Origin of the sequence: Bradyrhizobium sp. CW1 (assembly GCF_023100665.1) — a bacterium.
GTDB lineage: Bacteria > Pseudomonadota > Alphaproteobacteria > Rhizobiales > Xanthobacteraceae > Bradyrhizobium > Bradyrhizobium canariense_D.
In genome coordinates this window covers 2,907,858-2,930,612 of sequence record NZ_CP064684.1, presented here as the reverse complement: position 1 = coordinate 2,930,612, position 22,755 = coordinate 2,907,858, and the positions used below count along the sequence as shown (strand labels likewise).

Genomic DNA, 22,755 nt, shown 5'->3' with positions numbered 1-22,755 from the left:
GACGATGATGCGCACCACCCTCGCCACGATCTCCGCTCTCCTCGTGCTGGCGCTGCCCGCACGGGCCGCCGACGACTTCATCGCGACGCCGACGCTGCGCGCGAGCATCACCGTGACCTCGGACGTGGTGCGGGTCGGCGATCTCATCGACAATGCCGGCTCGGCCGCGCTGATCCCGGTCTACCGCTCGCCCGATCTCGGCACCACCGGTGCGCTGCCGGTCGCCCACGTGCTGGCGGTGTTGCGCGCAAAGCAGGTGATCGGCGTGATGACCGGCGACATCAAGGAGGTCCAGGTCACCCGTCTCGCCCGCACGCTCGTGAACAAGGACCTCGAGACCGCGGTCGCCTCGGCGCTCGAGCGCCGCTTTGGACTTGGCGATGCCGCCAACATCACCGTCACGTTCGACCGCGGCATCGCCGACATGCGGTTGGATGCCTCCAACACCGGCGTGCTGCAGCCGGTGGCAACCCGCTACGACGCCCGCAGCGGGCGTTTCGACATCGCCTTCGAGATCAACAACGACAACAATCCGGCACCGACCAAGCTGCGTTTCACCGGCACCGCGATCGAAACGGTGGAAGTGGCCGTGCTGACGCGCGACATCGACCGCGTCGATCTCCTGAAGGCCTCCGACGTCGCTATGGAGCGGCGGCCGAAGGCCGAGGTCACCGGTGAGGCCGCCTCGCGCGACCGCACGCTCGGCATGCAGCTCCGCCGGCCGATGCGGGCGGGGACGCCGATCCGCGTCGCCGACATCGTCAAGCCCGACTTCGTGCAGCGCGACCAGAACGTCACCGTCATCTACCAGGTTCCCGGAATCTATCTCACCACGCGCGGCAAGGCGATCGAGAGCGGCGCCGAGGGCGATACCATCAGCGTGCTCAACCTGCAGACCAAGCGCACGCTGAGCGGCGTCGTCACCGGCCGCGGCCAGGTGACGGTCCAGGGCGCCAGCCAGGCCGCGCCGATGCCGGCTGCGGTCGAGCAGACCTCCTCGCTCAAGCGCGACGAGGCGCCCGCCCCCGTCGATACCGCAGCCCTCGTCCGGAATCTGGTCCAGACCCCGGCATCCCCGGCCCAGATCGCGCAAGCCCAGATCCCGCAAGTTCGCGTCTCGCAAGCTCCAGCCAAGTCAGAGTAAGTCATGTCCACGTTCAGTTCGGCTTTTCGTCCCCGTCGCATCGCGATCTCTGCCCTGCTGCTGGCGACGTGCGCGCTGGCGAGCGGCTGCTCCTCGATCGACCGTCTGTCGCAGATCGGCGAGCAGCCGAAATTGTCGGCGATCGACAATCCGACGACGCAGCCCGGCTACAAGCCGGTGCAGATGCCGATGCCGAAGCCTGAGGTCGCCTCCTACAATCCGAACTCGCTGTGGCGCAGCGGCAGCCGGGCCTTCTTCAAGGACCAGCGCGCCCATCAGGTCGGCGACATCCTGACGGTGGCCGTGAACATCACCGACAAGGCGAATATCGAAAACGACACCCAGCGCAGCCGCACCAATAAGGAAGATTCCGGTATCACCGACTTCATCGGCGCCAAGACATTGGGGGCCCAAGCGCAGAAGGTGTTGCCCGGCCGCATCCTCACCGCCGACTCGACCGCGTCCAGCGAGGGCAAAGGAAGCGTGGACCGCAAGGAAGCGTTGCAGACCAACGTCGCGGCGGTCGTCACCCAGGTCCTGCCGAACGGCAACCTCGTGGTCGAGGGCAAGCAGGAGATCCGCGTCAACTACGAAATCCGCGAACTCATCGTCGCCGGCATCGTCCGTCCCGAAGACATCCAGAGCGACAACACCATCGATTCCACCAAGATCGCGCAGGCCCGCATCGCCTACGGCGGCCGCGGCCAGATCATGGACGTGCAGCAACCGCGCTACGGCCAGCAAGTCATGGACGTGCTGCTGCCCTTCTAGCTTCTCCCGAGCTCCCACATCGTGTTCGCGAACCTAGGCGCGGACGACGATGTACGACGCGGCCCTCGCTAGCTCCCCTGGCGAGGGCCGCATGTATTTTGGCGATGGCTGCATACAGCGCTCAGCGACGCGCGATTGTAGCGACGCCGCTATCCCCTCGCCGCCCCCTCGACTGTCATCGCCCGCGAAGGCGGGCGATCCAGTATTTCGAGACGTCAGCGATGAACCGAGAAGCCGCGGCGTACTGGATTCCCCGCCTTCGCGGGGAATGACGACGCGGTGCCCGCAGAGCCTACGTAAACTCCGCCTCCACCACGCCCAGCCCGTCCAGCTCCATCCGCACCTTGTCGCCGGCCTTCAGCCACAGCGTCTTGACCAGGCTCCCCGTCAGCACGAGCTGTCCCGCGTGAAGGCCCTTGCCCTCGGCGGCGAGATGGTTGGCGAGCCAGGCGAGTGCGTTGTGGGGATGGCCGAGCACGTCGGCGCCGGTGCCGTGGCTGACCTCTTCACCGTTGACGATGGCGCGGCCTTTGACGGCCTTCAGGTCCGGCACCGACGAGCGCGGCACGATCTCGCCCAACACGCAGCCGGCGGCGAAGAAATCGTCGGCGATCAACGTCGGCGCGCCCATCGTTTCCCACTTCACATAGCGGTCGTCGACGATCTCGATCGCGGGATGATAGGCCTCGACGGCTTCGCCGACCCATTCGGCCGTGAACGGCGCCTCGCCGGCGGCGAGATTGCGCTTCAGCCGCACCGCGATCTCGCATTCGACGCCGACGCGGACATAGTCGGCAGCCGCGAGCTGCACGCCGCTGTCGTGCACGCCTTTCTGGAACACGCCGCCGCCGCATGGGTGTGGAATCCCGATGTAATCCTGCATCACCTGGCTGGTGCAGCCGATCTTGTAACCGACCAGCGGGCCGGCATGCGGCAGCAGCAGATCGTGCAGCGCCCGCTGGACCTGATAGCCCTCGGCTTCATCGGCCGGAGGAACTTCGAGCGCCGCGAGCGGCGCATGGTTGCGGCGCGCCAGCGCGATCGCCTTTGCGGCTGCGAGAATTCTGTCCATCAGCGCCGACTCCTACACACCACAATCGAGGGCGGCACTTCAGCATCCCCGCCGGGGCGTGACAAGCGCAGGGCGCCGCGCGGCAGCACGTCATGACAGCCCAAGCTGGATGAGCTGCGGACGCTGATCGTCCACATCATGGCAAGCCTCACGGGCGGCGCCGGCGTTTAAGGAAATATTGAGCTGGTCCGGGCTTTATGGGGATGCACGCCTTGTAGCGTCGCAACAGGCCTGATTGCAGCAATGTGTGAAGCTGCTGGATCAGCGCCTCAGCATTCGAGTCGATGTCCTTGATGCGACTCGCAAAACCTGTCGCACCTGAAGTGAAGGCTGTTTCTCATCCGAACTCACGTGAGCTCGGAGGAGTTGAGTCTAGCTCATTGATTGCGATTCACTTTTCGCGATTGCGCCCGCGCGCCGAAACGCGCGCGCAAGCGACAAGCAAAATGCTGATCACGGCGCGAAAAGGCGCACCTTGCGTTCAAAAAACAAAGAGCCGCATTGCTGCGGCTCGGCTCTATTCGTCGCGATAGACCTTCTCGCGTTTCTCGTGGCGCTCCTGCGCCTCCACCGAAAGCGTCGCGATGGGACGGGCCTCGAGCCGCTTCAACGAGATCGGCTCGCCGGTGTCCTCGCAATAGCCGTAGGTGTTGTCCTCGATACGCTGGAGCGCGGCGTCGATCTTGGCGATCAACTTGCGCTGGCGGTCGCGGGCACGGAGTTCGATAGCGCGGTCGGTTTCGGACGATGCCCGATCGGCGAGATCGGGGTGGTTCACATTCTCCTCCTGCAGGGCTTGCAGGGTGAGCTTGGACTCTTTGAGGATCTCATCCTTCCAGGCGAGGAGCTTCAGGCGGAAGTACTCCTTCTGCCTCTCGTTCATGAAAGGCTCTTTTTCGGTCGGTCGGTAGTTTTTCAACTTTTCCAAGGGCGGCCTATCTGTCTAAGCAACGACTCGTACACGGAACGGGGTCCGCTGAGCGGGGCGTTATATAGCGGCCTCCTGTGACAGACAATGTTTCCCTGATCGCCCGACCGGCGCCCCCAAGCCCTTGCACAGGAAGGTTTATCCTGGAGGGCCCGGGAGCGGCCGACGGCCTAGTAGCCGACCGTGAAACGCTGCCTCTCATGGGCCGGCCGCTCGATCTCGTCGGCGAGCGCGATGGCGTAATCCGCGAAGCTGATCCAGCTCTTCCCGTTCGCATCTGCGAGAAGCTGATCCGTCCCAAGCCGGAATTTGCCGGTGCGCTCTCCCTCGATGAACAGGGCCGACGGCGAGATGAAGGTCCAGTTCAGCTCCTTTTCCTGCCGCAGCAGGTCGAGAAAGGCTGAACCCGCCTCCGCCTCAGCCTTGTACTGAGCCGGAAAACCGGGAGTTGTCACCAGCTTGACGCCCGGAGCGACCTCCAGACTGCCGGCCCCGCCGACGACGAGGTAACGGCCGACCTTGGAGTCCTTGGCCGCGCCGATCAGCTTGAGCGCGTCGCTGGCCAGGAAGTGCACGGAACTCACGGCGACGTCGTGCCCGGCCCACAGCTTGGCAAGCGCTGGCTGGTCAAGCACATCCCCGTTGGTCGGCGTGACGTTCGGCAGGACCGAGATCTTCTCCGGGTTGCGGGCGATCGCCGTAACCGCGTGGCCGCGGCGGGACAGTTCCTTGGTGATCTCCGACCCGGCCCGGCCCGAGGCGCCGGCAACTGCGATTTTCATGGAAGGCTCCTTTGCTTCTGTAGTAACCAACGGTGACTAGATATCGCAAAGAGCGCTGGTGTTAAGAGAGCACTTTGTGCTTACCTGATTACGCAGGAGTAACCGGCGGCGGCCGGCAATGAGCGAATGGATCGTGAGGACCCGACGATGAAGCCAGACGTCTATGCAGCGAACTGCCCCACGCGACAGATCCTCGACCGCGTCGGTGACAAATGGGCGGTGCTGATCCTGCTGCTGCTGCGCGAGGATCCGATGCGCTTCAATCAATTGCGCCGCACGATCGAAGGCATTTCGCAGAAGATGCTGAGCCAGGTTCTCAAGTCGCTCGAGCGCGACGGATTGATCAAGCGTCACGCCATCGCAACCGTGCCGGTGACCGTGGAATATTCGATCACGCAGCTCGGCGTGACGCTCGCCGCCGCCGTCGATCCGCTGCGCGATTGGGCCGAACAGAATCTAAAGGACGTGCTCGCCGCCCAGCGCCGCTATGACGCGCAGTTGAAGGATGAAGCGGCGTAAAGACGCTACGCCTGCCCGGCCTTGGCGAGCTCGACCTCGACGCGCAGCTCGATCTCGGACAGCACCGAATCCAGGCCGGAATCGCCGGAGGACGATTTAAGGTTCGTCGCAGCGTCACGCAGCCGCATCACGGTCGAGGCATCAAGCTTGCCGGAGAGGAGCCCCATCTTGAGATCGTCGAGCACGTCGAGCGCGGTCTTTCCGCGCACGACCGAGCGCTTGCGACGTTCGACCGGATCCTCCTCGATGCCTTGCAGCGCCAGCAGCCCGTCGATGTTGGCGGCCGCCTTCGGTGCGGCGGCGCCTCGCGTCTCCGGCGCCGACGAGGTGTCGGGTAGCACGAAGGTGCTGGAGCTCGTCCGCCTGGCCTGGCTGGCCGGCGTTCCAAGCGTGGTGCCGTTCGGTCCGTAGATGCGCATCGGAAGCAATCCGGGTGATCGATGCGCCACATTCGCCGTTTTATGGTTAACGGCCCGTAAACAGCCCGGCAAAATCTGCCGACAGGCGGCAGTTTCGCTCCTCAGGGACAACGCAGGCTGAGGTCGCTCGAAACAGATTTATTCAACCTATTCAGCGACCTACCCCCGCTGCCCCGACTTGGCACAGTGCTCGCAAGGACAGCGTCGGACCAGCTCGTCATGGGAGTGTCGTGATGGTCCTTTGATTTGAGGAGCCTCGGGGAGCAGAGGATGCCAAGCGTTCGTTGGGTGAGACTTGTGGGGGTGGCCTGCGCCGCGCTGTCAGCGCTGGCGCTCTCGGTCAATTCTGCAAGCGCGACATCGCGCATCAAGGATCTCGCCAACATCGAAGGCGTGCGGCAGAACCAGCTCATCGGCTACGGGCTCGTCGTCGGCCTCAACGGCACCGGCGATACCCTCAACAACATCCCCTTCACCAAGCAGTCGCTGCAAGCGATGCTCGAGCGCATGGGCGTCAACATCCGCGGCGCCACCATCCGCACCGGCAACGTCGCCGCCGTGATGGTGACAGGCAATCTGCCGGCCTTCGCCACCCAGGGCACGCGCATGGACGTCACCGTCTCCGCGCTCGGCGACGCCAAGAATCTCCAGGGCGGCACCCTGCTCGTCACCCCACTCCTCGGCGCCGACGGCAACGTCTATTCGGTCGCACAGGGCTCGCTCGCGATCTCCGGCTTCCAGGCCGAGGGCGAGGCGGCGAAAATCGTGCGTGGCGTGCCGACCGTCGGACGCATTGTCAACGGTGCCATCATCGAGCGCGAGATCGAATTTGCGCTCAATCGTCTGCCGAACGTCCGGCTTGCGCTGCGCAATGCCGACTTCACCACGGCCAAGCGGATCGCCGCTGCGATCAACGACTATCTCGGCGTCAAGACCGCCGAGCCGATCGACCCATCGACCGTGCAGCTTGCGATCCCGCCGGAGTTCAAGGGTAACGTCGTCGCCTTTCTCACCGAGATCGAGCAGCTCCAGGTCGATCCGGATCTCGCCGCCAAGATCATCATCGACGAACGCAGCGGCATCATCGTGATGGGTCGCGACGTCCGCGTCGCCACGGTTGCGGTCGCACAGGGCAACCTCACCGTCACCATCTCCGAGAGCCCGCAGGTCAGCCAGCCCAACCCGCTGTCACGGGGGCGGACCGTGGTCGCACCACGCAGCAGCGTCAGCGTCACCGAGGACGGCAAGAAGTTCGCCGTCGTCAAGGACGGCGTCTCGCTTCAGCAGCTCGTCGACGGCCTTAACGGTCTCGGCATCGGCCCGCGCGATCTCATCAGCATCCTGCAGGCGATCAAGGCCGCCGGTGCGATCGAAGCCGACATCGAGGTGATGTGATGCAGACCGGCATGGTCAACACCGCACGGCTCGCCAGCTCCGCCTTCTCGGTAGAGAGCCGCAAGGGCCGGCCGGACTTCGATCTCGCCGCGGCATTACAAAAGGTCTCGCCGAAGCAGCAGGCCAAAGCGCAGAAGATCGCCACCGACTTCGAGGCGATGTTCCTCAACAGCATGTTCTCGCAGATGACCTCGGGCCTGAAGGGCGAAGGCCCGTTCGGCGACACCCCTGGCACCGGCGTGTGGCGCTCGATGCTGACCGAGCAATATTCCAAGAACTTCGCCAACGCCGGCGGCGTCGGCATCGCCACCGACGTCTATCGCACCCTGATCATGCAGCAGGCAAAAACGATCCGCACGGCATAAGGTCAAACGAGATGAACCACTTCAACACCTCGCGTCAGCCGGTGCAAGCGCAGCGCCCGAACACCGCTCCCGGCAGCGCCGAGGCGCGCAAGATCGCCGAGCAGTTGATGGATGCGATGAGTGCCCTGCTCGGTCTGATCGAGCGCGAGACCGAGCTGGTGCGCGCCGGCCAAGTCCGCGAGGCGATGACCCTCGAGAGCAAGAAGCAGGAGCTGTCGCGAAACTATGTCGGCGCCGTCACCCAGTTGAAGGCGAACCAGGCCCAGCTCGCCAAATCCGCGCCCGAGCTGCTCTCGACGCTTCAACGGCACCACGATGCATTCCGCGCGATGCTCCAGGTCAACCTCACCGTGCTCGCAACCGCTCACGCCGTCTCGGAGAGCGTCGTGCGCGGCGTCAACGCCGAGATCCAGAAGCGCAACGTGCCGAATACCTATACGGCCGCGGGACGACGCGCCACGCCGGGCCCGCGCCACATCACGCCGCTCGCGGTCAGCCGCTCGCTCTGAGCGCGCGCAACAACAAGCGACAATTTTACGAAAAACCGCGCGGCAACATCGTCGCGCGGTTAGGCACGTTTCCTTACCGGATGTTCAATCCCGGTGTTCCATGGTTGCGTATTGAGAGGGGTTGGGATTTGACTCACGTGAGGCAACCAGGAGGCTGCCATGAGTACAGATTTCAGCATCAGGCCGGTGGGGATACCGGTTGCCGTGCAGATCGTAACGACGTCGAATGCGGCGGCGAACGAGGCCGTGCAAACCGATCTGCCCGTGAGCCAGACAGTGGCCGCTGGCGAGGCGAGCGCGCCTCCACGCAATGATTTGCGAAGCAACGAGAACGTCTCACGCCAGGTCGTGTTCGACCAGGCGGCGGCGTCGTTCGTCTTCCAGGTCGTCAACGACAGGACCGACGCGGTGGTCAACCAGTTCCCCGACGAAGCAATGCTGCGCCGGCGGGCCTATTTCCATGCGCAGGATTTGAAATCCGAGCCCTCGCGTCCGGCCAGCACGGACCGCAGCGCCTGACAATCAGGCGTCGAGCGTCGCAACGGCAACATCGAGATCGCTCGAACCGGTCGCGGGACCGGTGACGACGTTCCTGATCTGCGTCTTGTCGGTATTCGTCAGCATAATTTGGTGTTGAAGGAACGAGCCGCGCTCGATCACGGACGGCCGGACAGACCGGCGGCGATATTGCGGTTGATCTCGATCAGCGGACGGAAGTGATCGAACTGCGGGCTCATCTGCAGTGCGGCGGTCTGGCTCAGCACGAACACGCTGATGTTGGCGATCTTCTGCCGGACGTCGATCGGCTGCGGATTGTTCTCGCGCATGGCCTCGCTCAGGAAAATCGTCCAGAGCTTGCGATTGAACATCAGGGCCTGCGTGGTCTGCTCGCTGAACGGCTCGGCGCTGTTGATCGCATCCTGAAGCTTGTTCGCGGCCTTGAGCAGGGTCTGCGCTTCGATGTCGCGAGGAGATGCGGTGGTCGTTGCAACACGCGCGTAGGCCGAGGCAGCGGAATTCGACATCAATCACACCCTGGAGGTTACCTAGCCCGTTGAACGCGCTTAAGGATTTCTTTCCCGACCCTAGGCAGCACCGCTTAAGATTTGCTTACGTGAGTGCTTGGAAGGGCTCCGGATAAATACGGGCCCGGAGTCCTTCGTCGTGAAGCTAGATGCGCGGATGCATGCTGTAAACACGCTTCCATGATGCGCATCAATCTCGGCTAATCCTGCCTTACCGATCTCAATGAAAACGGCGGAGCATGAGCCCCGCCGCGATATTCCGATTCAGTATCTTGCGCTGCGAGATTAGCGGAGCAGCTGGAGTACGCTCTGCTGCGATTGGTTGGCCAGCGACAGTGCGGAGACCGCGATCGACTGGCGGGTCGACAGCGCCTGGCTGTTGGCCGCTTCCTCGTTGGTGTCGGCGAGTGTCAAGTTGGACGAGCCGGTCTGCAGCACGTTGATCAGGTTCTTCGAGAAGTCCTGGCGCACCTGCACGATCGAGAGATTCGAACCCAGCGCGGAACCTTCCGAGCGCAGCGTGCTCGAGGCCGCATTGAGGCTGCTCAGCACCTTGTTGGTGGCGCCGTTGTCGATGAAGTCCGTGCCCGGAACGAGATTGCTGAGGCCGAGACCCGCTGCGTTGAAGACCACGCCGTTGATGCCGAGCGTGGAGCTGCCGGTCTCGTTGAAGACCAGCTTCAGCGTGTCGCCGTTCAGCAGGTTAACGCCGTTGAAGGAGGAGTCCTGCGACGTCGTGTCGATCTGCGCCAGGATGTTGTTGAACTGGCTGACCAGGCCGGAGCGCGCCGTCTGCGCGACGGGATCCTGGATCGGGGGCTGTGCGGTGGTGAAGGCGAGCACGCTGGTGAGCGTACCACCGACCGCGCCGCCCGCGACCGTCGAACCGAGCGTCGAAGAGGCGTATTCGTTGACGGTGGTCACCGTGAGTACGCCGTTGGCGTCGATCGTCGCCGTCAGGTGGTTGGCCTGAAGCTGCACGTTGAGCTGGTCCAGCGTCTTGACCGTGCCGTTGGTACCGTCGCCGAAGGTGACGTTCACCGGCGTGCCGCCGTTGAACGAGCTGAAGGTGAGCGTCTTGCCGCTGACGCCGCCGACGCCGGAGGTGCGCGCCGCGCTGAAGGCCGTCGCCGTCCCGGTGTTGCCGCTGAGACCGAATGCGGCGAGCGCATTGCCGGTGCCGGTGATCGAAAGGTCGGCGTTGACGCCGGTCGAAAGCGCCAGCTGGCCGCTGGTATTGACCGACGACGGGATCTGGCCTGCGGTTGTCGAGAGCGTCGCGGCACCAAGGAAGATGCTGGCGGTCTTCACGCCGGTGGCGAGGTCGATCGAATTGAGCAAGTCGGTCAGCGTCGCGCTCTGGAGATAGACAGTCGAGTTGCCGTTGCCGTCAGTAACGATGTTGCCGTTGACGCCACCGGAGGTCACGCTCGTTGCCGATTGCGGCGTCTGGGCGTTTTTGAAGGTAATGGTGTGGCCGTCGATGTTGAGTGTCGAGCCGTCCTGAACGAGGGTGCCGAGCGAACCTGCGGTGGTGGACCGGTCCGCGCTGACGCTGGCATTGCCGGCGCCTGTCGCCGAGGTCACGCCGAGAGCCTTGAGGAAGTCGGCCTTGCCCGTAATGTCGAGATCCGCGCCGGTCGAGCTCTTCAGCGTCACCACGCCGGTGCCTGCAATGGACGATGCAGTCTGGAGCGTACCGACGGTCGTACCGCTCACGGTTATGGTCGCCGCTCCTGCGCTGATTGCAGCGCTCTTGACGCCGCTCGCGAGGTCGACCGCCGTGAGGAGGTCGTTGACCGTAGCCGTGGGAGCGCCGGTCGTCCCCATGTAGACGATCGAATTGCCACTGCCATCGGTGGCGATATGGCCGCTCGGGTCGAGTCCCCATCCGGTCGGCTGCGCCGAAGGTGCGGCACCGGTGCGGAAAGTGACCGTCTTGCCGTTCACGGTGATCGAGTCGCCATCTGCCGGCGACGATGCGAACGTGGTCGCGGCGGTAGCCCCGATCAGCGTGTCGGTGCCGACAAGTGCGGTGGCGCCGTCCGCAGCCTTGGCGGCCACGCCGGTCAAGGTGCCCGCGGTCGATCCGAGCGACGCGCCGAGCGAGGCGCCCGACGTGACCGGCGTCACGCCGCCGGGCGCACCGGTATAGAGCACGTTGCTGTTGGCGGTCGCGCTCGCATAGGAAGTCGTGCCGCGCAGATCGGCCGGCGACGCGCCGGGAATGGTGGTCGAGACGTTCGATTTCGTGGAGTAGCCGACCGTGGTCTGCAGCGCCTGGTTGGCGATCGATTTCGCGCTGTCGATCAGCTTCTGCAGCGAGGTGATGCCGGTGTTGGCGGCCTGGAGCACCTGCACACCGTTGTTGATGCCGTCGAGCAGGTTGCTGATGTCGCTCGCCCGGTTGTCCAACCCCTGCGCCGTGAAGAAGTTGGTGGGATTGTCGAGCGCCGTGTTGACCTTCTTGCCGGTCGACAGCCGCTCCTGCGTCGTGGCCAGCAAGTCGGCCGTCGACTGCAGCGACAACAGGTTCTGGCGAACGGACGCCGAGAGAACGATGTTGGACATTGGCAGGTCTTCCTCTTGAACCGGATACGAATCGGCCACGCGGGTCTGGAAGCGGGCTTTCGTCCAGTCTTAGGGCCTGTCCTTTAAAGTATGGTTAACGGCCACTTAAGAGACAGGGTTAATGCGCGGTTAGCGCCCCCTCCCCGGTTTTCCACGGGCCTCGCGCCAAAAAGAAAACGGCGGGGCCGAAGCCCCGCCGCTCCAACTTTTCTTGTTATTTCAGCCACTTATTAGCGGAGCAGCTGGAGCACGCTCTGCTGCGAGGTGTTGGCCAGCGACAGCGCGGAGACCGCGATCGACTGGCGGGTCGACAGCGCCTGGCTGTTGGCCGCCTCGACGTTGGTGTCGGCCAGCGTCAGGTTCGACGAGCCGGTCTGCAGCACGTTGATCAGGTTCTTGTTGAAGTCCTGACGGATCTGCACGACCGAGAGGTTCGAACCGAGCGCCGAGGCTTCCGAACGCAGCGTGCTCGAGGCCGAGTTCAGATTGGTCAGCACCCTGTTGGTCGCGGCGTTGTCGATGAAGTCGAGACCGACGGTCAGCGACGCCAGGCCGAGGCCCTTGGAGTTGTAGGTCACGCCGGTGATGTTGAGGTTCGACTTGCCGGTTTCGTCGAACACCAGCTTGAGCTGGTCGCCGTTGAGCAGGTTGACACCGTTGAACGAGGAGTCGACCGAGGTGGTGTCGATCTGGTTCAGGATGTTGTTGTACTGCGAGACCAGGTTAGCGCGGGTCGACTGGGCCACGACGTCCTGCACCGGAGTGGAGGCCGTCGTGAAGGTCAGCGCGGTCGTCAACGTTCCGCCGATCGCACCGCCAGCTGCCGTCGAGCCAATCGTCGAAGACGCGTAGTCGTTGGACGCGGTGATGGTAAGCTGACCGTTGGCGTCGATGGTCGCAGCCAGGTTATTGGCTTGGAGCTGCGAGTTGAGCTGATCGAGTGTCTTGACCGTGCCGTTGGTGCCGTCGCCGAAGGTGACGTTGACCGCCGTGCCGCCGTTGAAGGCAGTGAAGGTCAGGGTTTTGCCAGCGAGGCCGCCGATTCCGGAGGTGCGGGCCGCGGTGAACGCCGAGGCCGTTCCGGTGTTGCCGGCCAGACCAAACACCGACAGGGCATTGCCGGTACCGGTGATCGAGAGGTCGGCATTGACGCCAGTCGAGATCTTGAGCTGGCCGGAGGTGTTGATCGACGAAGCCGTCTGGCCGGCGGCCGTCGCGAGCGTGCCGCTACCGCTGCCGTTGAGCGTGAAGGTCTGCACGCCCGTGGCGAAGTCGATGGCCTTCAGCACGTCGGCAATCGTACCGCTCTGCAGATAGACGGTCGAGTTGCCATTGCCGTCGGTGACAACGTTGCCGGACACGCCCTGGGTGGCGGCCAGCGAAGCAGCGGACGGTGTCGGCGCGTCCTTGAAGGTGATGACATGGCCATCGACGTTCAGCGTCGAACCCGACGAGACGAGCGAGGACACCGTCGTCGAGCTCGTGGTGCGGGAAGCCGTGGTCGTGACGCTGCCGGCACCGGTGGCGGAGGTCAGGCCAAGAGCCTTCAGGATGTCGGCCTTTCCGGTCAGGGTCAGGTCGGAACCAGTCGTGCTCTTCAACACGAGCGCGCCGCTGCCGTTGACCGACGAGGGAGTCTGGCCCGCATTGCCGGTGAGGGTACCGGCAACGTTGCTCTGCACGCCGCTCGCCAAATCGACCGCCGTCAGCACGTCGCCGATCGAGGCCTTCGTCGTGGAGCCGAGATAGATCGACACGTTGCCGCTGGCATCTGTGTAGACGTTGCCGGTCGTGACGCCGGCAGAGGCGGCAACCTGAGTGAGACCGGTAGGCACCGTTGTAGGCTGATCGCCCGCAACGAATGTGACGGTCTTGCCATTGACGGTGAGCGTGTCACCTGCCGCAACGCCAGCGTTGGCATCGCCCGCGGCCGCGCCATTCAAAAGCTTGGCAGCAGTCGTCGCAGCGTTGATGACCGTTCCGGTATCGGTCCCTGGAATGCCGCCCAGCGTGGCGCCGGACGTCGCGGCGGTCACACCACCCGCAGCACCGCTGTACAGCACGTTGCTGTTCGCGACTGCGCTGGCGAAGCTCGTGGTGCCGCGCAGATCAGATGACGTCGCGCCGGCGATCGTGGTCGAGACGCTCGACTTGGAGGAATAGCCGACGGTGGTCTGCAGCGCCTGGTTGGCGATCGACTTGGCGCTGTCGATCAGCTTCTGCAGCGAGGTCAGGCCGGTGTTGGCAGCCTGCAGCACCTGCACGCCGTTCGCGATACCGTCGAGCAGATTGTTGATGTCGCTGGCGCGGTTGTCGAGCGACTGCGCGGTGAAGAAGTTGGTGGGATTGTCCAGGGCCGAGTTGACGCTCTTGCCGGTCGACAGACGGTTCTGTGTGGTGGCGAGGAGGTCGGCGGTGGACTGGAGAGACAGCAGGTTCTGGCGAACCGACGCAGAGAGAACAATACCGGACATAACTCTTACCCTTCTGGTTTACGCGTCTTCGTTCGATCGCTTCGGATCGAGTGACGCGCACAGCCTGCGCGGACATGGCTAACAAAGGGTGAAACGGGTGTGGTCTGCATAAGCGCAGGCTCACCATAAACCGAATGGAGGCGTTGGCGCGCCCTGAAATCCGACTGAATCTACTGGCGATTTTTCGTGCTTACGCTCCATTAACCATAACCGCGGGTTACTTTTCGGAACTTCATCAGGGCCCCTAGAACGCTCGCAAAAAAGAAAGCGGCGGAGCCGAAGCCCCGCCGCCCTGTTCTGCTTGCGATGTTGTCCGCTTATTAGCGGAGCAGCTGCAGCACGCTCTGCTGCGACTGGTTGGCCAGCGACAGCGCGGAGACCGCAATCGACTGGCGGGTCGACAGCGCCTGGCTGTTGGCCGCTTCGACGTTGGTGTCGGCCAAGGTCAGGTTGGACGAGCCGGTCTGCAGCACGTTGATCAGGTTCTTGTTGAAGTCCTGACGCACCTGCACGATGGTCAGGTTCGAACCGAGCGCCGAGGCCTCCGAGCGCAGCGTGCTGGACGCCGAGTTCAAATTGGTCAGCACCTTGTTGGTCGCGGAGTTGTCGATGAAGTCGACGCCGCTGGTCAACGCCGCGAGGCCGAGACCCTTGGAGTTGTAGGTCACGCCGGTGATGTTGAGGCTCGACTTGCCGGTCTCGTCGAACACCAGCTTGAGCTGGTCGCCGTTGAGCAGGTTGACGCCGTTGAACGAGGAGTCCTGCGAGGTCGAGTCGATCTGGTTCAGGATGTTGTTGTACTGGTTGACCAGGTTCGAACGGGCGGTCTGGGCAACCGCGTCTGCCGTAGGCGCGGAAGCGGTCGAGAACGTCAACGCAGTGGTCAGCGTTCCGCCGATTGCACCACCGGCAGCCGACGACCCAAGCGTCGAGGACGCATAGTCGTTGGTCGCCGTGATCGTGAGCAGGCCGTTGGCGTCGATCGTCGCAGACAGGTTGTTGGCCTGGAGCTGCGTGTTGAGCTGATCGAGCGTCTTGACCGTGCCGTTGGTGCCGTCGCCGAAGGTGACATTGACCGCCGTGCCGCCGTTGAACGAGCTGAAGGTCAGGGTCTTGCCGTTGATGCCGCCGGTGCCGGAAGTACGGGCCGCCGTGAACGCCGAGGACGTGCCGGTGTTGCCGGCGAGGCCCAGGGACTGCAGTGCATTGCCGGTGCCGGTGATCGACAGGTCGGCGTTTACGCCGGTCGAGATCTTGAGCTGGCCGGAGGCGTTGATCGACGAGTTGGTCTGGCCCGTTGCCGTTGCAAGCGCACCACCGCCACTGCCGTTCAGCGTGAAGGTCTGCACGCCCGTGGCAAAGTCGACAGCCTTCAGCACGTCGGCAATCGTCGCACTCTGCAGATAGACCGTCGAGTTGCCGCTGCCGTCGGTGACGACGTTGCCGGACACGCCCTGCGTCGAGGGAAGCGAAGCCGCAGCCGGCGTCGGCGCATCCTTGAACGTGATGACATGGCCATCGACGTTCAGGGTCGAACCCGACGAAACGAATGACGACAAGGTCGCCGAGCTCGTAGTGCGGGTCGCCGTGGCCGTGACGTTGCCTGCGCCGGTCGCCGAGGTCAGGCCAAGGGCCTTCAGAATGTCGGCCTTGCCGGTCACGCTCAGATCAGAACCTGTCGTGCTCTTCAAGAGAAGCGCACCGCTGCCGTTCACGGATGATGCGGTCTGGCCTGCGTTGAGCGTCAAAGTGCCGGCAACGTTGCTCTGCACCCCGCTCGCCAGATCGACGGCCGTCAACACGTCGCCGATCGAGGCCTTCGTGGTGGAGCCGAGATAGACCGACACATTGCCGCTGGCATCCGTGTAGACGTTGCCGGTCGTGACGCCGGCAGAGGCGGCAACCTGAGTGAGACCCGTCGGCACCGTGGCCGGCTGGTCGCCGGCAACAAACGTGACGGTCTTGCCGTTGACGGTGAGCGTGTCACCTGCCGCAACGCCAGCGTTGGCATCGCCAGCAGCCGCACCGTTCAGAAGCTTGGCAGCAGTCGTCGCCGCATTGATGACGGTGCCAGTATCGGTGCCGACAACGCCGCCCAGCGTGATGCCCGAACCAGCAGCGTGCGTACCGCCAGCTGTACCGTCGTACAATACGCTGCTCAGCGCGCTCGCGCTCGTGAAGCTGGTGGTACCACGCAGGTCCGAAGCCGTCGCGCCCGAGATCGTGGTCGAGACGTTGGACTTGGAGGAATAACCGACGGTGGTCTGCAGCGCTTGGTTGGCGATCGACTTCGCGCTGTCGATCAGCTTCTGCAGCGAGGTGATGCCGGTGTTGGCGGCCTGCAGCACCTGCACGCCGTTGGCAATGCCATCGAGCAGGTTGTTGATGTCGCTGGCGCGGTTGTCGAGCGACTGTGCGGTGAAGAAGTTGGTCGGATTGTCCAGGGCCGAGTTGACGCTCTTGCCGGTCGACAGACGGCTCTGCGTGGTGGCGAGAAGATCAGCGGTGGACTGGAGGGAGAGCAGGTTCTGACGAACCGATGAGGAGAGAACGATACCGGACATTGAGTGTTACCCTTCTGGTACGCAACGCAACAAACTTCGATTAGGATTAATCGATGCCGGAACGGTGAACGTTTGGGGCTAACAAAGCATGAAGCGTGTCGCGGCACTCCTTGTGCAGATTCACCATATGCGCGATCAAAGCCGGATCACGCCATCGTGTATCGTCATGATAGAATGATGCTTTTTCGTGCAGCGCCGGCGTGTTTGCTACTTGTCAACCATAACTCAGAGTGAGCAATTGGCTGCATTCGAATGCATCGCCTACGTCTCACTGCACGACGTCTTCATCGCGGCAAAAAAGAAAGCGGCGGAGCCGAAGCCCCGCCGCCCTGTTCTGCTTGCGATGTTGTCCGCTTATTAGCGGAGCAGCTGCAGCACGCTCTGCTGCGACTGGTTGGCCAGCGACAGCGCGGAGACCGCGATCGACTGGCGGGTCGACAGCGCCTGGCTGTTGGCCGCTTCGACGTTGGTGTCGGCCAAGGTCAGGTTGGACGAGCCGGTCTGCAGCACGTTGATCAGGCTCTTGTTGAAGTCCTGACGAACCTGCACCACCGAGAGGTTCGAACCCAGAGCGGAGGCTTCCGAGCGCAGCGTGCTCGACGCCGCGTTCAGGTTCGATAGCACCTTGTTGGTCGCGGAGTTGTCGATGAAGTCGACGCCGCTGGTCAACGCCGCGAGGCCGAGACCCTTGGAGTTGTAGGTCACGCCGGTGATGTTGAGGCTCGACTTGCCGGTCTCGTCGAACACCAGCTTGAGCTGGTCGCCGTTGAGCAGGTTGACGCCGTTGAACGAGGAGTCCTGCGAGGTCGTGTCGATCTGGTTCAGGATGTTGTTGTACTGGTTGACCAGGTTCGAACGGGCGGTCTGGGCAACCGGGTCTGCCGTAGGCGCGGAGGCCGTCGAGAACGTCAACGCAGTGGTCAGCGTTCCGCCGATTGCACCACCGGCAGCCGACGACCCAAGCGTCGAGGACGCATAGTCGTTGGTCGCCGTGATCGTGAGCAGGCCGTTGGCGTCGATCGTCGCAGACAGGTTGTTGGCCTGGAGCTGCGTGTTGAGCTGATCGAGCGTCTTGACCGTGCCGTTAGTGCCGTCGCCGAAGGTGACATTGACCGCCGTGCCGCCGTTGAACGAGCTGAAGGTCAGGGTCTTGCCGTTGATGCCGCCGGTGCCGGAAGTACGGGCCGCCGTGAACGCCGAGGACGTGCCGGTGTTGCCGGCGAGGCCCAGGGACTGCAGTGCATTGCCGGTGCCGGTGATCGACAGGTCGGCGTTGACGCCGGTCGAGATCTTGAGCTGGCCGGAGGCGTTGATCGACGAGTTGGTCTGGCCCGTTGCCGTTGCAAGCGCACCACCGCCACTGCCGTTCAGCGTGAAGGTCTGCACGCCCGTGGCAAAGTCGACAGCCTTCAGCACGTCGGCAATCGTCGCACTCTGCAGATAGACCGTCGAGTTGCCGCTGCCGTCGGTGACGACGTTGCCGGACACGCCCTGCGTCGAGGGAAGCGAAGCCGCAGCCGGCGTCGGCGCATCCTTGAACGTGATGACATGGCCATCGACGTTCAGGGTCGAACCCGACGAAACGAATGACGACAAGGTCGCCGAGCTCGTAGTGCGGGTCGCCGTGGCCGTGACGTTGCCTGCGCCGGTCGCCGAGGTCAGGCCAAGGGCCTTCAGAATGTCGGCCTTGCCGGTCACGCTCAGATCAGAACCTGTCGTGCTCTTCAAGAGAAGCGCACCGCTGCCGTTCACGGATGATGCGGTCTGGCCTGCGTTGAGCGTCAAAGTGCCGGCAACGTTGCTCTGCACCCCGCTCGCCAGATCGACGGCCGTCAACACGTCGCCGATCGAGGCCTTCGTGGTGGAGCCGAGATAGACCGACACATTGCCGCTGGCATCCGTGTAGACGTTGCCGGTCGTGACGCCGGCAGAGGCGGCAACCTGAGTGAGACCCGTCGGCACCGTGGCCGGCTGGTCGCCGGCAACAAACGTGACGGTCTTGCCGTTGACGGTGAGCGTGTCACCTGCCGCAACGCCAGCGTTGGCATCGCCAGCAGCCGCACCGTTCAGAAGCTTGGCAGCAGTCGTCGCCGCATTGATGACGGTGCCAGTATCGGTGCCGACAACGCCGCCCAGCGTGATGCCCGAACCAGCAGCGTGCGTACCGCCAGCTGTACCGTCGTACAATACGCTGCTCAGCGCGCTCGCGCTCGTGAAGCTGGTGGTACCACGCAGGTCCGAAGCCGTCGCGCCCGAGATCGTGGTCGAGACGTTGGACTTGGAGGAATAACCGACGGTGGTCTGCAGCGCTTGGTTGGCGATCGACTTCGCGCTGTCGATCAGCTTCTGCAGCGAGGTGATGCCGGTGTTGGCGGCCTGCAGCACCTGCACGCCGTTGGCAATGCCATCGAGCAGGTTGTTGATGTCGCTGGCGCGGTTGTCGAGCGACTGTGCGGTGAAGAAGTTGGTCGGATTGTCCAGGGCCGAGTTGACGCTCTTGCCGGTCGACAGACGGTTCTGCGTGGTGGCGAGGAGATCAGCGGTGGACTGGAGGGAGAGCAGGTTCTGACGAACCGATGAGGAGAGGACGATACCGGACATGACTCTGTTACCTTTCTGGTAAACGACGCTACTGTTACGCGTCTGCTTGGATCGAGATTGACCCAGCGACCGGCGGACCGTGGGGCGGAGTCCTCTAACGAAACATGAAATGAAATCGGCACTTTTGCTGAGTCGGCGCGCGATTCGGCCGATAAGCAGGCCCGTGACGCCGCTCCGCCTGTTAATTTCGGCGTTGATATGATTGATCTTTTCCGCCGCAATGGCCGGGATTTACAACTCGTTAACTAGTCTTGATGGAGTATTGCGCCCTGACCCGCCGCAACACACGCTCGGTTACGAAAGCGTTGATGGAGAACAGGCATGGCCCTCAAGGTCGAGCTCAGACCGCACGAACGCATCATCGTCGGCAACTGCGTGATAACCAACACCGACCAGCGCGCCCGCCTTCTGATCGACGGCGACAACGTGCCGATCCTGCGCGAGCGCGACATCCTCACGCCGGAGACCGCCGAAACGCCCGCCAAGCTCGTCTATCTGGCGGTCCAGCTCATGTACATCTCGCCGGATCCGCAGACCCAGCACGGTACCTACTTCAACCTGGTGCGCGACATCGTCACCGCGGTGCCAAGCTCCTGGCCGATCATCGAAGGCATCAACAATAACATCCTCAACGGCGACCTCTACCGGGCACTCAAGGACGCCCGCAAGCTGATCGCCTATGAAGCGAAGCTGCGTGGCCAGTTCGAGGCCACCCATCCCAAGACGGAAGCAATCCAGGCCGAGGTCAGCACCGCCGCCTGATCCACGCGTTCGCGCAGCCACGCCGGCGCGAACGACCAGGACGCCGAACGACAACGGCCCCGGATCGTCTCCGGGGGCCGTTGTCGTTTCAGACATGCGTCGAGCTACTGTGCCGCGAGCGGCGGCGCCTCGACCTCGATCACAGCGTCGCGGCTGCGCCGACCGCCGAACTCCAGCACGGCCGCGACCAGTGCATCGATGTCAGTCTCGTCGGTGCGGTGATTGACGATCGCGGCGCGGATCGCGAACTTGCCGTCCAGCGTCGTGCTCGACGGCGCTGCGATGCCGGACTCCTGGATGTCGGCGACGATCTCGCGATTGACCTCTTCTGCGGCGCGGTAACGGAAGCAGACGATATTGAGATTGACCGGTGCGAGCAGTTCCAGCCGCGGCTCGGCGAGAACACGCGTCTCCAGATATTTCGCCAGCGCGCAGCTGCGCGCGATGACCGCGCCCAGCCTGTCGGTACCGAACGTCTTGAGCGTGAACCAGGACTTCAGCGCGCGGAAGCCGCGTGACAGATCGGGGCCGAGATCGCACGGCCAGACCGCGCCGGCCGCAAGCCCCCTCGCCTCGCGGCTCAGATAAGCCGCCGGCTGGGCAAAGGCCCGCCGGTGCTGCTCCCCGTCACGCACCAGCAGGAAGCCCGCGTCGTAGGGCACCTGGCCCCATTTGTGGAAGTCGAGCGCAATGGAATCGGCAAGCTCGATGCCGCCGAGCAGCGGTGCGAGCTCGGGCGAAAGAATTGCGAGCGCACCGAACGCCCCGTCGACGTGAAACCAAAGTCCCTCCTCGCGGCACAGCGCGGCGACGGCCTTGAGGTCGTCGATCGCGCCGACATCGACCGAGCCGGCGGAGGCGACGACGAGGAACGGTTTGAAGCCGACCTCGCGATCGGTAGCGATCTGCGCACGGAGCGCGGCAACGTCGATGCGATGATCCGCGTCGACCCCGATCTTGCGAAGGGCGTCGCTCCCAAATCCCGCGATATCCATCGCCCGCGATATGCAGCCATGCGCGGCCCGCGAAGTATAAGCCGTAAGCAGCGCGCCATCGTTGCCGATGCCGTACTGCCGCGCCAGCGCGCCGAGCGCAGCGGTGCGCGCGACCAGCACCGCCATCAGATTGGCCATCGACGTGCCCGTGACGAAGATGCCGCTCGCGCTCTCGGGAAACGCGAACAGGCGGCGCATCCAGTCGACGATCTGGCGCTCGACCTCGATCGGCATGTGGTCGCGCCCGCCGAGATTGGCGTTGAGGCCCGCGGCGAGCATCTCGGCGATCATGCCGACGGCCGTGCCGCCGCCATGCACCCAGCCCATGAAACCCGGATGAACATTGCCGGTCGCATAAGGCGCGACATGCTCGGCGAATTCGCGGTAGACATCGGCGAGATCGCTGGCATCGCGCGGCACGTCCGTCCTGAATGCCGCACGGACCTCGTCGGGGATCGGCTGCCACACCGGGCGCGCGCGAATATTGGCGATGCCGTCGATCGTCTCGTCCAGCATGCGATGGGCGAGCGCGCGGAAATCGCTCCAGTCCTGCGGATCGAGCGAGGTGTGCGTGACGGAGCTTTGCGTGTTGCGGATGAGCTCGTTCATGCCGCACTCTCTTCTCTGGCCTGTGCATGCCGCGACAGCATCGCCGTGAATGCCGCAAAGATCTTGCGCATCTGCGGCGACTTGTACGGAAACACGGCCGGCGGATCCATGTTGTGCACGACGGCGGTATTGTCGGCTTCGAAGACCAGCAGCTCGCGGTTCTGGTTCTCGGCGCAATCGACGATGAAGTAGTCGAGGCCGACGCGCCTGCTCATCTCGTCCAGCGCGATTTTGTGGCGCGCCGCGAACGCATGGTCGAAGTTGAGCATGAAGACGGCTTCCTCGGCCCGCTTCTCCTCGCTGAACGCCATGAAGGCGTTGAGATACCAGATGTCCCAGCGATCGGCGATTGCCATGTGGCAGGCATAAGGTTCGCCGTCGACCATCGCGAGACGATATTTGCGGTAGAGCCCGTCCGGACTCGCATAGTCGACGAAACGTGCGACGAAGAAGTCCTGCTCTTGTCGCTCCGCGAGATAGGCCGCGAGCGCTCCAGCATCGTCGAGTTTCGCGAGACCGACGCCGGCATGCGTACCGCGCGGCCGCACGATCATTGGAAAGCGCAGTTCGCCCGTGATCTCCTCGCAAACGATCCTGCCTTGCGAAAGCTCCGACAATTGCGCACGCGTCGTTGGGGCGGTCACGGGAATGTCGAGGCCTGGCACGCCCGTCAGCAGACGATACAGCTTGTCGCGATCGAGATTGCCAATGAGATCGGGACGATTGAGCAGCGGCTTCGGCCAGTGCGGCGCGGCCTTCTCGATCAGCGCGAGCGCCTCCCGGCACTCCTCGGAATCGGATGCGATCACGATGGCGACGTCGTGCTCGGGCAGAGTCTCCGGCAGGCCGATGCCCTTGACAACGTAGAGCGTCAACAGCTCGATGTCGGAATCTTCAAGCAGGAAGTCGATCGGCGTGTTGCCGCCCATGTCGATATCGGCGGCGAGCGCGAGCACGCGCAGGCGGGGTTTTGGAGCCGCGCAAGGCGTACGAAACAATTGGTGGAAGGAGAGCACCTCGGTCTGGATCACCAGCCCAGCCTCCTTCTCGCCGAGAAGCTGGGCAATCAGCGAGAGATCGAGGCCTTCGCCGGCCTCCGCCGTTCCCTCCTCGATCCGCGCCAGCAGCCGCTCGCGCAACGGATGCAGGTCACCTCCCTCGAAGGCGCGGCGCGTCAACTGCGCAAAGCCGATGCGGTCGGCATAGGTCGGCGCGGTCACGCCGCTCGGCGCGGAAACTGGATGTTGCAT

At 63.9% G+C, this 22,755-nt stretch carries 19 protein-coding genes; 8 read left to right on the top strand and 11 right to left on the bottom strand.

Annotated features, from left to right (window positions below):
• Nucleotides 1–4 precede the first annotated feature (4 nt).
• Nucleotides 5–1,144, top strand: a complete 1,140-nt coding sequence (gene flgA, locus IVB54_RS14115; protein WP_026233173.1) for a flagellar basal body P-ring formation chaperone FlgA — start codon at nucleotides 5–7, stop codon at nucleotides 1,142–1,144.
• Between the two features lie 3 nt (nucleotides 1,145–1,147).
• On the top strand, nucleotides 1,148–1,915 hold the full coding sequence (gene flgH / locus IVB54_RS14110; protein WP_018456424.1) for a flagellar basal body L-ring protein FlgH: 768 nt from the start codon (nucleotides 1,148–1,150) through the stop codon (nucleotides 1,913–1,915).
• Between the two features lie 292 nt (nucleotides 1,916–2,207).
• Here flgH and IVB54_RS14105 read toward each other — a convergent pair whose 3' ends face one another.
• The 3 genes from IVB54_RS14105 to IVB54_RS14095 form a co-directional block, all read right to left on the bottom strand.
• The gene (locus IVB54_RS14105; RefSeq protein ID WP_018456425.1) at nucleotides 2,208–2,987 is read right to left on the bottom strand and encodes a fumarylacetoacetate hydrolase family protein; all 780 of its coding nucleotides are present in this window, start codon (nucleotides 2,985–2,987) and stop codon (nucleotides 2,208–2,210) included.
• A gap of 517 nt (nucleotides 2,988–3,504) precedes the next feature.
• Nucleotides 3,505–3,870, bottom strand: a complete 366-nt coding sequence (dksA, locus tag IVB54_RS14100; RefSeq protein WP_018456426.1) for an RNA polymerase-binding protein DksA — start codon at nucleotides 3,868–3,870, stop codon at nucleotides 3,505–3,507.
• Nucleotides 3,871–4,085: 215 nt separating this feature from the next.
• On the bottom strand, nucleotides 4,086–4,697 hold the full coding sequence (locus tag IVB54_RS14095; RefSeq protein WP_247777293.1) for an NAD(P)-dependent oxidoreductase: 612 nt from the start codon (nucleotides 4,695–4,697) through the stop codon (nucleotides 4,086–4,088).
• Between the two features lie 147 nt (nucleotides 4,698–4,844).
• Here IVB54_RS14095 and IVB54_RS14090 point away from each other — a divergent pair, with 147 nt between their 5' ends.
• Nucleotides 4,845–5,216 (top strand): helix-turn-helix domain-containing protein, encoded by a 372-nt coding sequence (locus tag IVB54_RS14090; RefSeq protein WP_026233175.1) that lies wholly within the window; start codon nucleotides 4,845–4,847, stop codon nucleotides 5,214–5,216.
• A gap of 5 nt (nucleotides 5,217–5,221) precedes the next feature.
• Here IVB54_RS14090 and IVB54_RS14085 read toward each other — a convergent pair whose 3' ends face one another.
• Entirely contained in the window at nucleotides 5,222–5,635 is a 414-nt protein-coding gene (locus IVB54_RS14085) for a flagellar assembly protein FliX (RefSeq protein WP_018456429.1), read from the bottom strand.
• Nucleotides 5,636–5,905: 270 nt separating this feature from the next.
• Here IVB54_RS14085 and IVB54_RS14080 point away from each other — a divergent pair, with 270 nt between their 5' ends.
• The 4 genes from IVB54_RS14080 (at nucleotide 5,906) to IVB54_RS14065 (ending at nucleotide 8,423) form a co-directional block, all read left to right on the top strand.
• Nucleotides 5,906–7,030: a flagellar basal body P-ring protein FlgI gene (locus IVB54_RS14080; protein ID WP_026233176.1), complete on the top strand. Its 1,125-nt coding sequence runs from the start codon at nucleotides 5,906–5,908 to the stop codon at nucleotides 7,028–7,030.
• Complete coding sequence (gene flgJ / locus IVB54_RS14075) at nucleotides 7,030–7,395, top strand: flagellar assembly peptidoglycan hydrolase FlgJ (RefSeq protein WP_247361805.1); 366 nt, start codon at nucleotides 7,030–7,032, stop codon at nucleotides 7,393–7,395. The genes IVB54_RS14080 and flgJ overlap by 1 nt, the downstream gene beginning before the upstream one ends.
• A gap of 11 nt (nucleotides 7,396–7,406) precedes the next feature.
• The gene (locus IVB54_RS14070; protein ID WP_247361803.1) at nucleotides 7,407–7,904 is read left to right on the top strand and encodes a hypothetical protein; all 498 of its coding nucleotides are present in this window, start codon (nucleotides 7,407–7,409) and stop codon (nucleotides 7,902–7,904) included.
• A 159-nt stretch (nucleotides 7,905–8,063) separates the two neighbouring features.
• Entirely contained in the window at nucleotides 8,064–8,423 is a 360-nt protein-coding gene (locus tag IVB54_RS14065; RefSeq protein WP_026233177.1) for a hypothetical protein, read from the top strand.
• Nucleotides 8,424–8,560: 137 nt separating this feature from the next.
• Here IVB54_RS14065 and flaF read toward each other — a convergent pair whose 3' ends face one another.
• The 5 genes from flaF to IVB54_RS14040 form a co-directional block, all read right to left on the bottom strand.
• Nucleotides 8,561–8,929, bottom strand: coding sequence for a flagellar biosynthesis regulator FlaF (gene flaF, locus IVB54_RS14060; protein ID WP_007612319.1), 369 nt, complete (start codon nucleotides 8,927–8,929; stop codon nucleotides 8,561–8,563).
• 285 nt (nucleotides 8,930–9,214) lie between these two features.
• Nucleotides 9,215–11,500, bottom strand: a complete 2,286-nt coding sequence (locus tag IVB54_RS14055; RefSeq protein WP_018456435.1) for a DUF1522 domain-containing protein — start codon at nucleotides 11,498–11,500, stop codon at nucleotides 9,215–9,217.
• 230 nt (nucleotides 11,501–11,730) lie between these two features.
• Nucleotides 11,731–13,974 (bottom strand): DUF1522 domain-containing protein, encoded by a 2,244-nt coding sequence (locus IVB54_RS14050; protein ID WP_018456436.1) that lies wholly within the window; start codon nucleotides 13,972–13,974, stop codon nucleotides 11,731–11,733.
• Nucleotides 13,975–14,294: 320 nt separating this feature from the next.
• Nucleotides 14,295–16,538, bottom strand: coding sequence for a DUF1522 domain-containing protein (locus IVB54_RS14045; protein WP_247483142.1), 2,244 nt, complete (start codon nucleotides 16,536–16,538; stop codon nucleotides 14,295–14,297).
• A gap of 357 nt (nucleotides 16,539–16,895) precedes the next feature.
• On the bottom strand, nucleotides 16,896–19,139 hold the full coding sequence (locus IVB54_RS14040; RefSeq protein ID WP_247377939.1) for a DUF1522 domain-containing protein: 2,244 nt from the start codon (nucleotides 19,137–19,139) through the stop codon (nucleotides 16,896–16,898).
• Nucleotides 19,140–19,460: 321 nt separating this feature from the next.
• Here IVB54_RS14040 and flbT point away from each other — a divergent pair, with 321 nt between their 5' ends.
• Nucleotides 19,461–19,901 (top strand): flagellar biosynthesis repressor FlbT, encoded by a 441-nt coding sequence (gene flbT, locus IVB54_RS14035; RefSeq protein WP_018459572.1) that lies wholly within the window; start codon nucleotides 19,461–19,463, stop codon nucleotides 19,899–19,901.
• A gap of 104 nt (nucleotides 19,902–20,005) precedes the next feature.
• Here flbT and IVB54_RS14030 read toward each other — a convergent pair whose 3' ends face one another.
• On the bottom strand, nucleotides 20,006–21,505 hold the full coding sequence (locus tag IVB54_RS14030; protein ID WP_018459571.1) for an aspartate aminotransferase family protein: 1,500 nt from the start codon (nucleotides 21,503–21,505) through the stop codon (nucleotides 20,006–20,008).
• The gene (locus IVB54_RS14025; protein WP_026233845.1) at nucleotides 21,502–22,755 is read right to left on the bottom strand and encodes a hypothetical protein; all 1,254 of its coding nucleotides are present in this window, start codon (nucleotides 22,753–22,755) and stop codon (nucleotides 21,502–21,504) included. The genes IVB54_RS14030 and IVB54_RS14025 overlap by 4 nt, the downstream gene beginning before the upstream one ends.

Excerpts from the sequence above, each read along its gene's own strand:
- IVB54_RS14045 (WP_247483142.1), bottom strand. The coding sequence starts at position 16,538 with ATGTCCGGTATCGTTCTCTCCTCATCGGTTCGTCAGAACCTGCTCTCC.
- IVB54_RS14080 (WP_026233176.1), top strand. The coding sequence starts at position 5,906 with ATGCCAAGCGTTCGTTGGGTGAGACTTGTGGGGGTGGCCTGCGCCGCG.
- IVB54_RS14025 (WP_026233845.1), bottom strand. The coding sequence starts at position 22,755 with ATGCAACATCCAGTTTCCGCGCCGAGCGGCGTGACCGCGCCGACCTAT.
- IVB54_RS14070 (WP_247361803.1), top strand. The coding sequence starts at position 7,407 with ATGAACCACTTCAACACCTCGCGTCAGCCGGTGCAAGCGCAGCGCCCG.
- IVB54_RS14040 (WP_247377939.1), bottom strand. The coding sequence starts at position 19,139 with ATGTCCGGTATCGTCCTCTCCTCATCGGTTCGTCAGAACCTGCTCTCC.
- flaF (WP_007612319.1), bottom strand. The coding sequence starts at position 8,929 with ATGTCGAATTCCGCTGCCTCGGCCTACGCGCGTGTTGCAACGACCACC.
- flgA (WP_026233173.1), top strand. The coding sequence starts at position 5 with ATGATGCGCACCACCCTCGCCACGATCTCCGCTCTCCTCGTGCTGGCG.
- flgH (WP_018456424.1), top strand. The coding sequence starts at position 1,148 with ATGTCCACGTTCAGTTCGGCTTTTCGTCCCCGTCGCATCGCGATCTCT.
- dksA (WP_018456426.1), bottom strand. The coding sequence starts at position 3,870 with ATGAACGAGAGGCAGAAGGAGTACTTCCGCCTGAAGCTCCTCGCCTGG.
- IVB54_RS14105 (WP_018456425.1), bottom strand. The coding sequence starts at position 2,987 with ATGGACAGAATTCTCGCAGCCGCAAAGGCGATCGCGCTGGCGCGCCGC.
- flbT (WP_018459572.1), top strand. The coding sequence starts at position 19,461 with ATGGCCCTCAAGGTCGAGCTCAGACCGCACGAACGCATCATCGTCGGC.
- IVB54_RS14090 (WP_026233175.1), top strand. The coding sequence starts at position 4,845 with ATGAAGCCAGACGTCTATGCAGCGAACTGCCCCACGCGACAGATCCTC.
- IVB54_RS14030 (WP_018459571.1), bottom strand. The coding sequence starts at position 21,505 with ATGAACGAGCTCATCCGCAACACGCAAAGCTCCGTCACGCACACCTCG.
- IVB54_RS14085 (WP_018456429.1), bottom strand. The coding sequence starts at position 5,635 with ATGCGCATCTACGGACCGAACGGCACCACGCTTGGAACGCCGGCCAGC.
- IVB54_RS14095 (WP_247777293.1), bottom strand. The coding sequence starts at position 4,697 with ATGAAAATCGCAGTTGCCGGCGCCTCGGGCCGGGCCGGGTCGGAGATC.
- IVB54_RS14065 (WP_026233177.1), top strand. The coding sequence starts at position 8,064 with ATGAGTACAGATTTCAGCATCAGGCCGGTGGGGATACCGGTTGCCGTG.
- IVB54_RS14055 (WP_018456435.1), bottom strand. The coding sequence starts at position 11,500 with ATGTCCAACATCGTTCTCTCGGCGTCCGTTCGCCAGAACCTGTTGTCG.
- IVB54_RS14050 (WP_018456436.1), bottom strand. The coding sequence starts at position 13,974 with ATGTCCGGTATTGTTCTCTCTGCGTCGGTTCGCCAGAACCTGCTGTCT.
- flgJ (WP_247361805.1), top strand. The coding sequence starts at position 7,030 with ATGCAGACCGGCATGGTCAACACCGCACGGCTCGCCAGCTCCGCCTTC.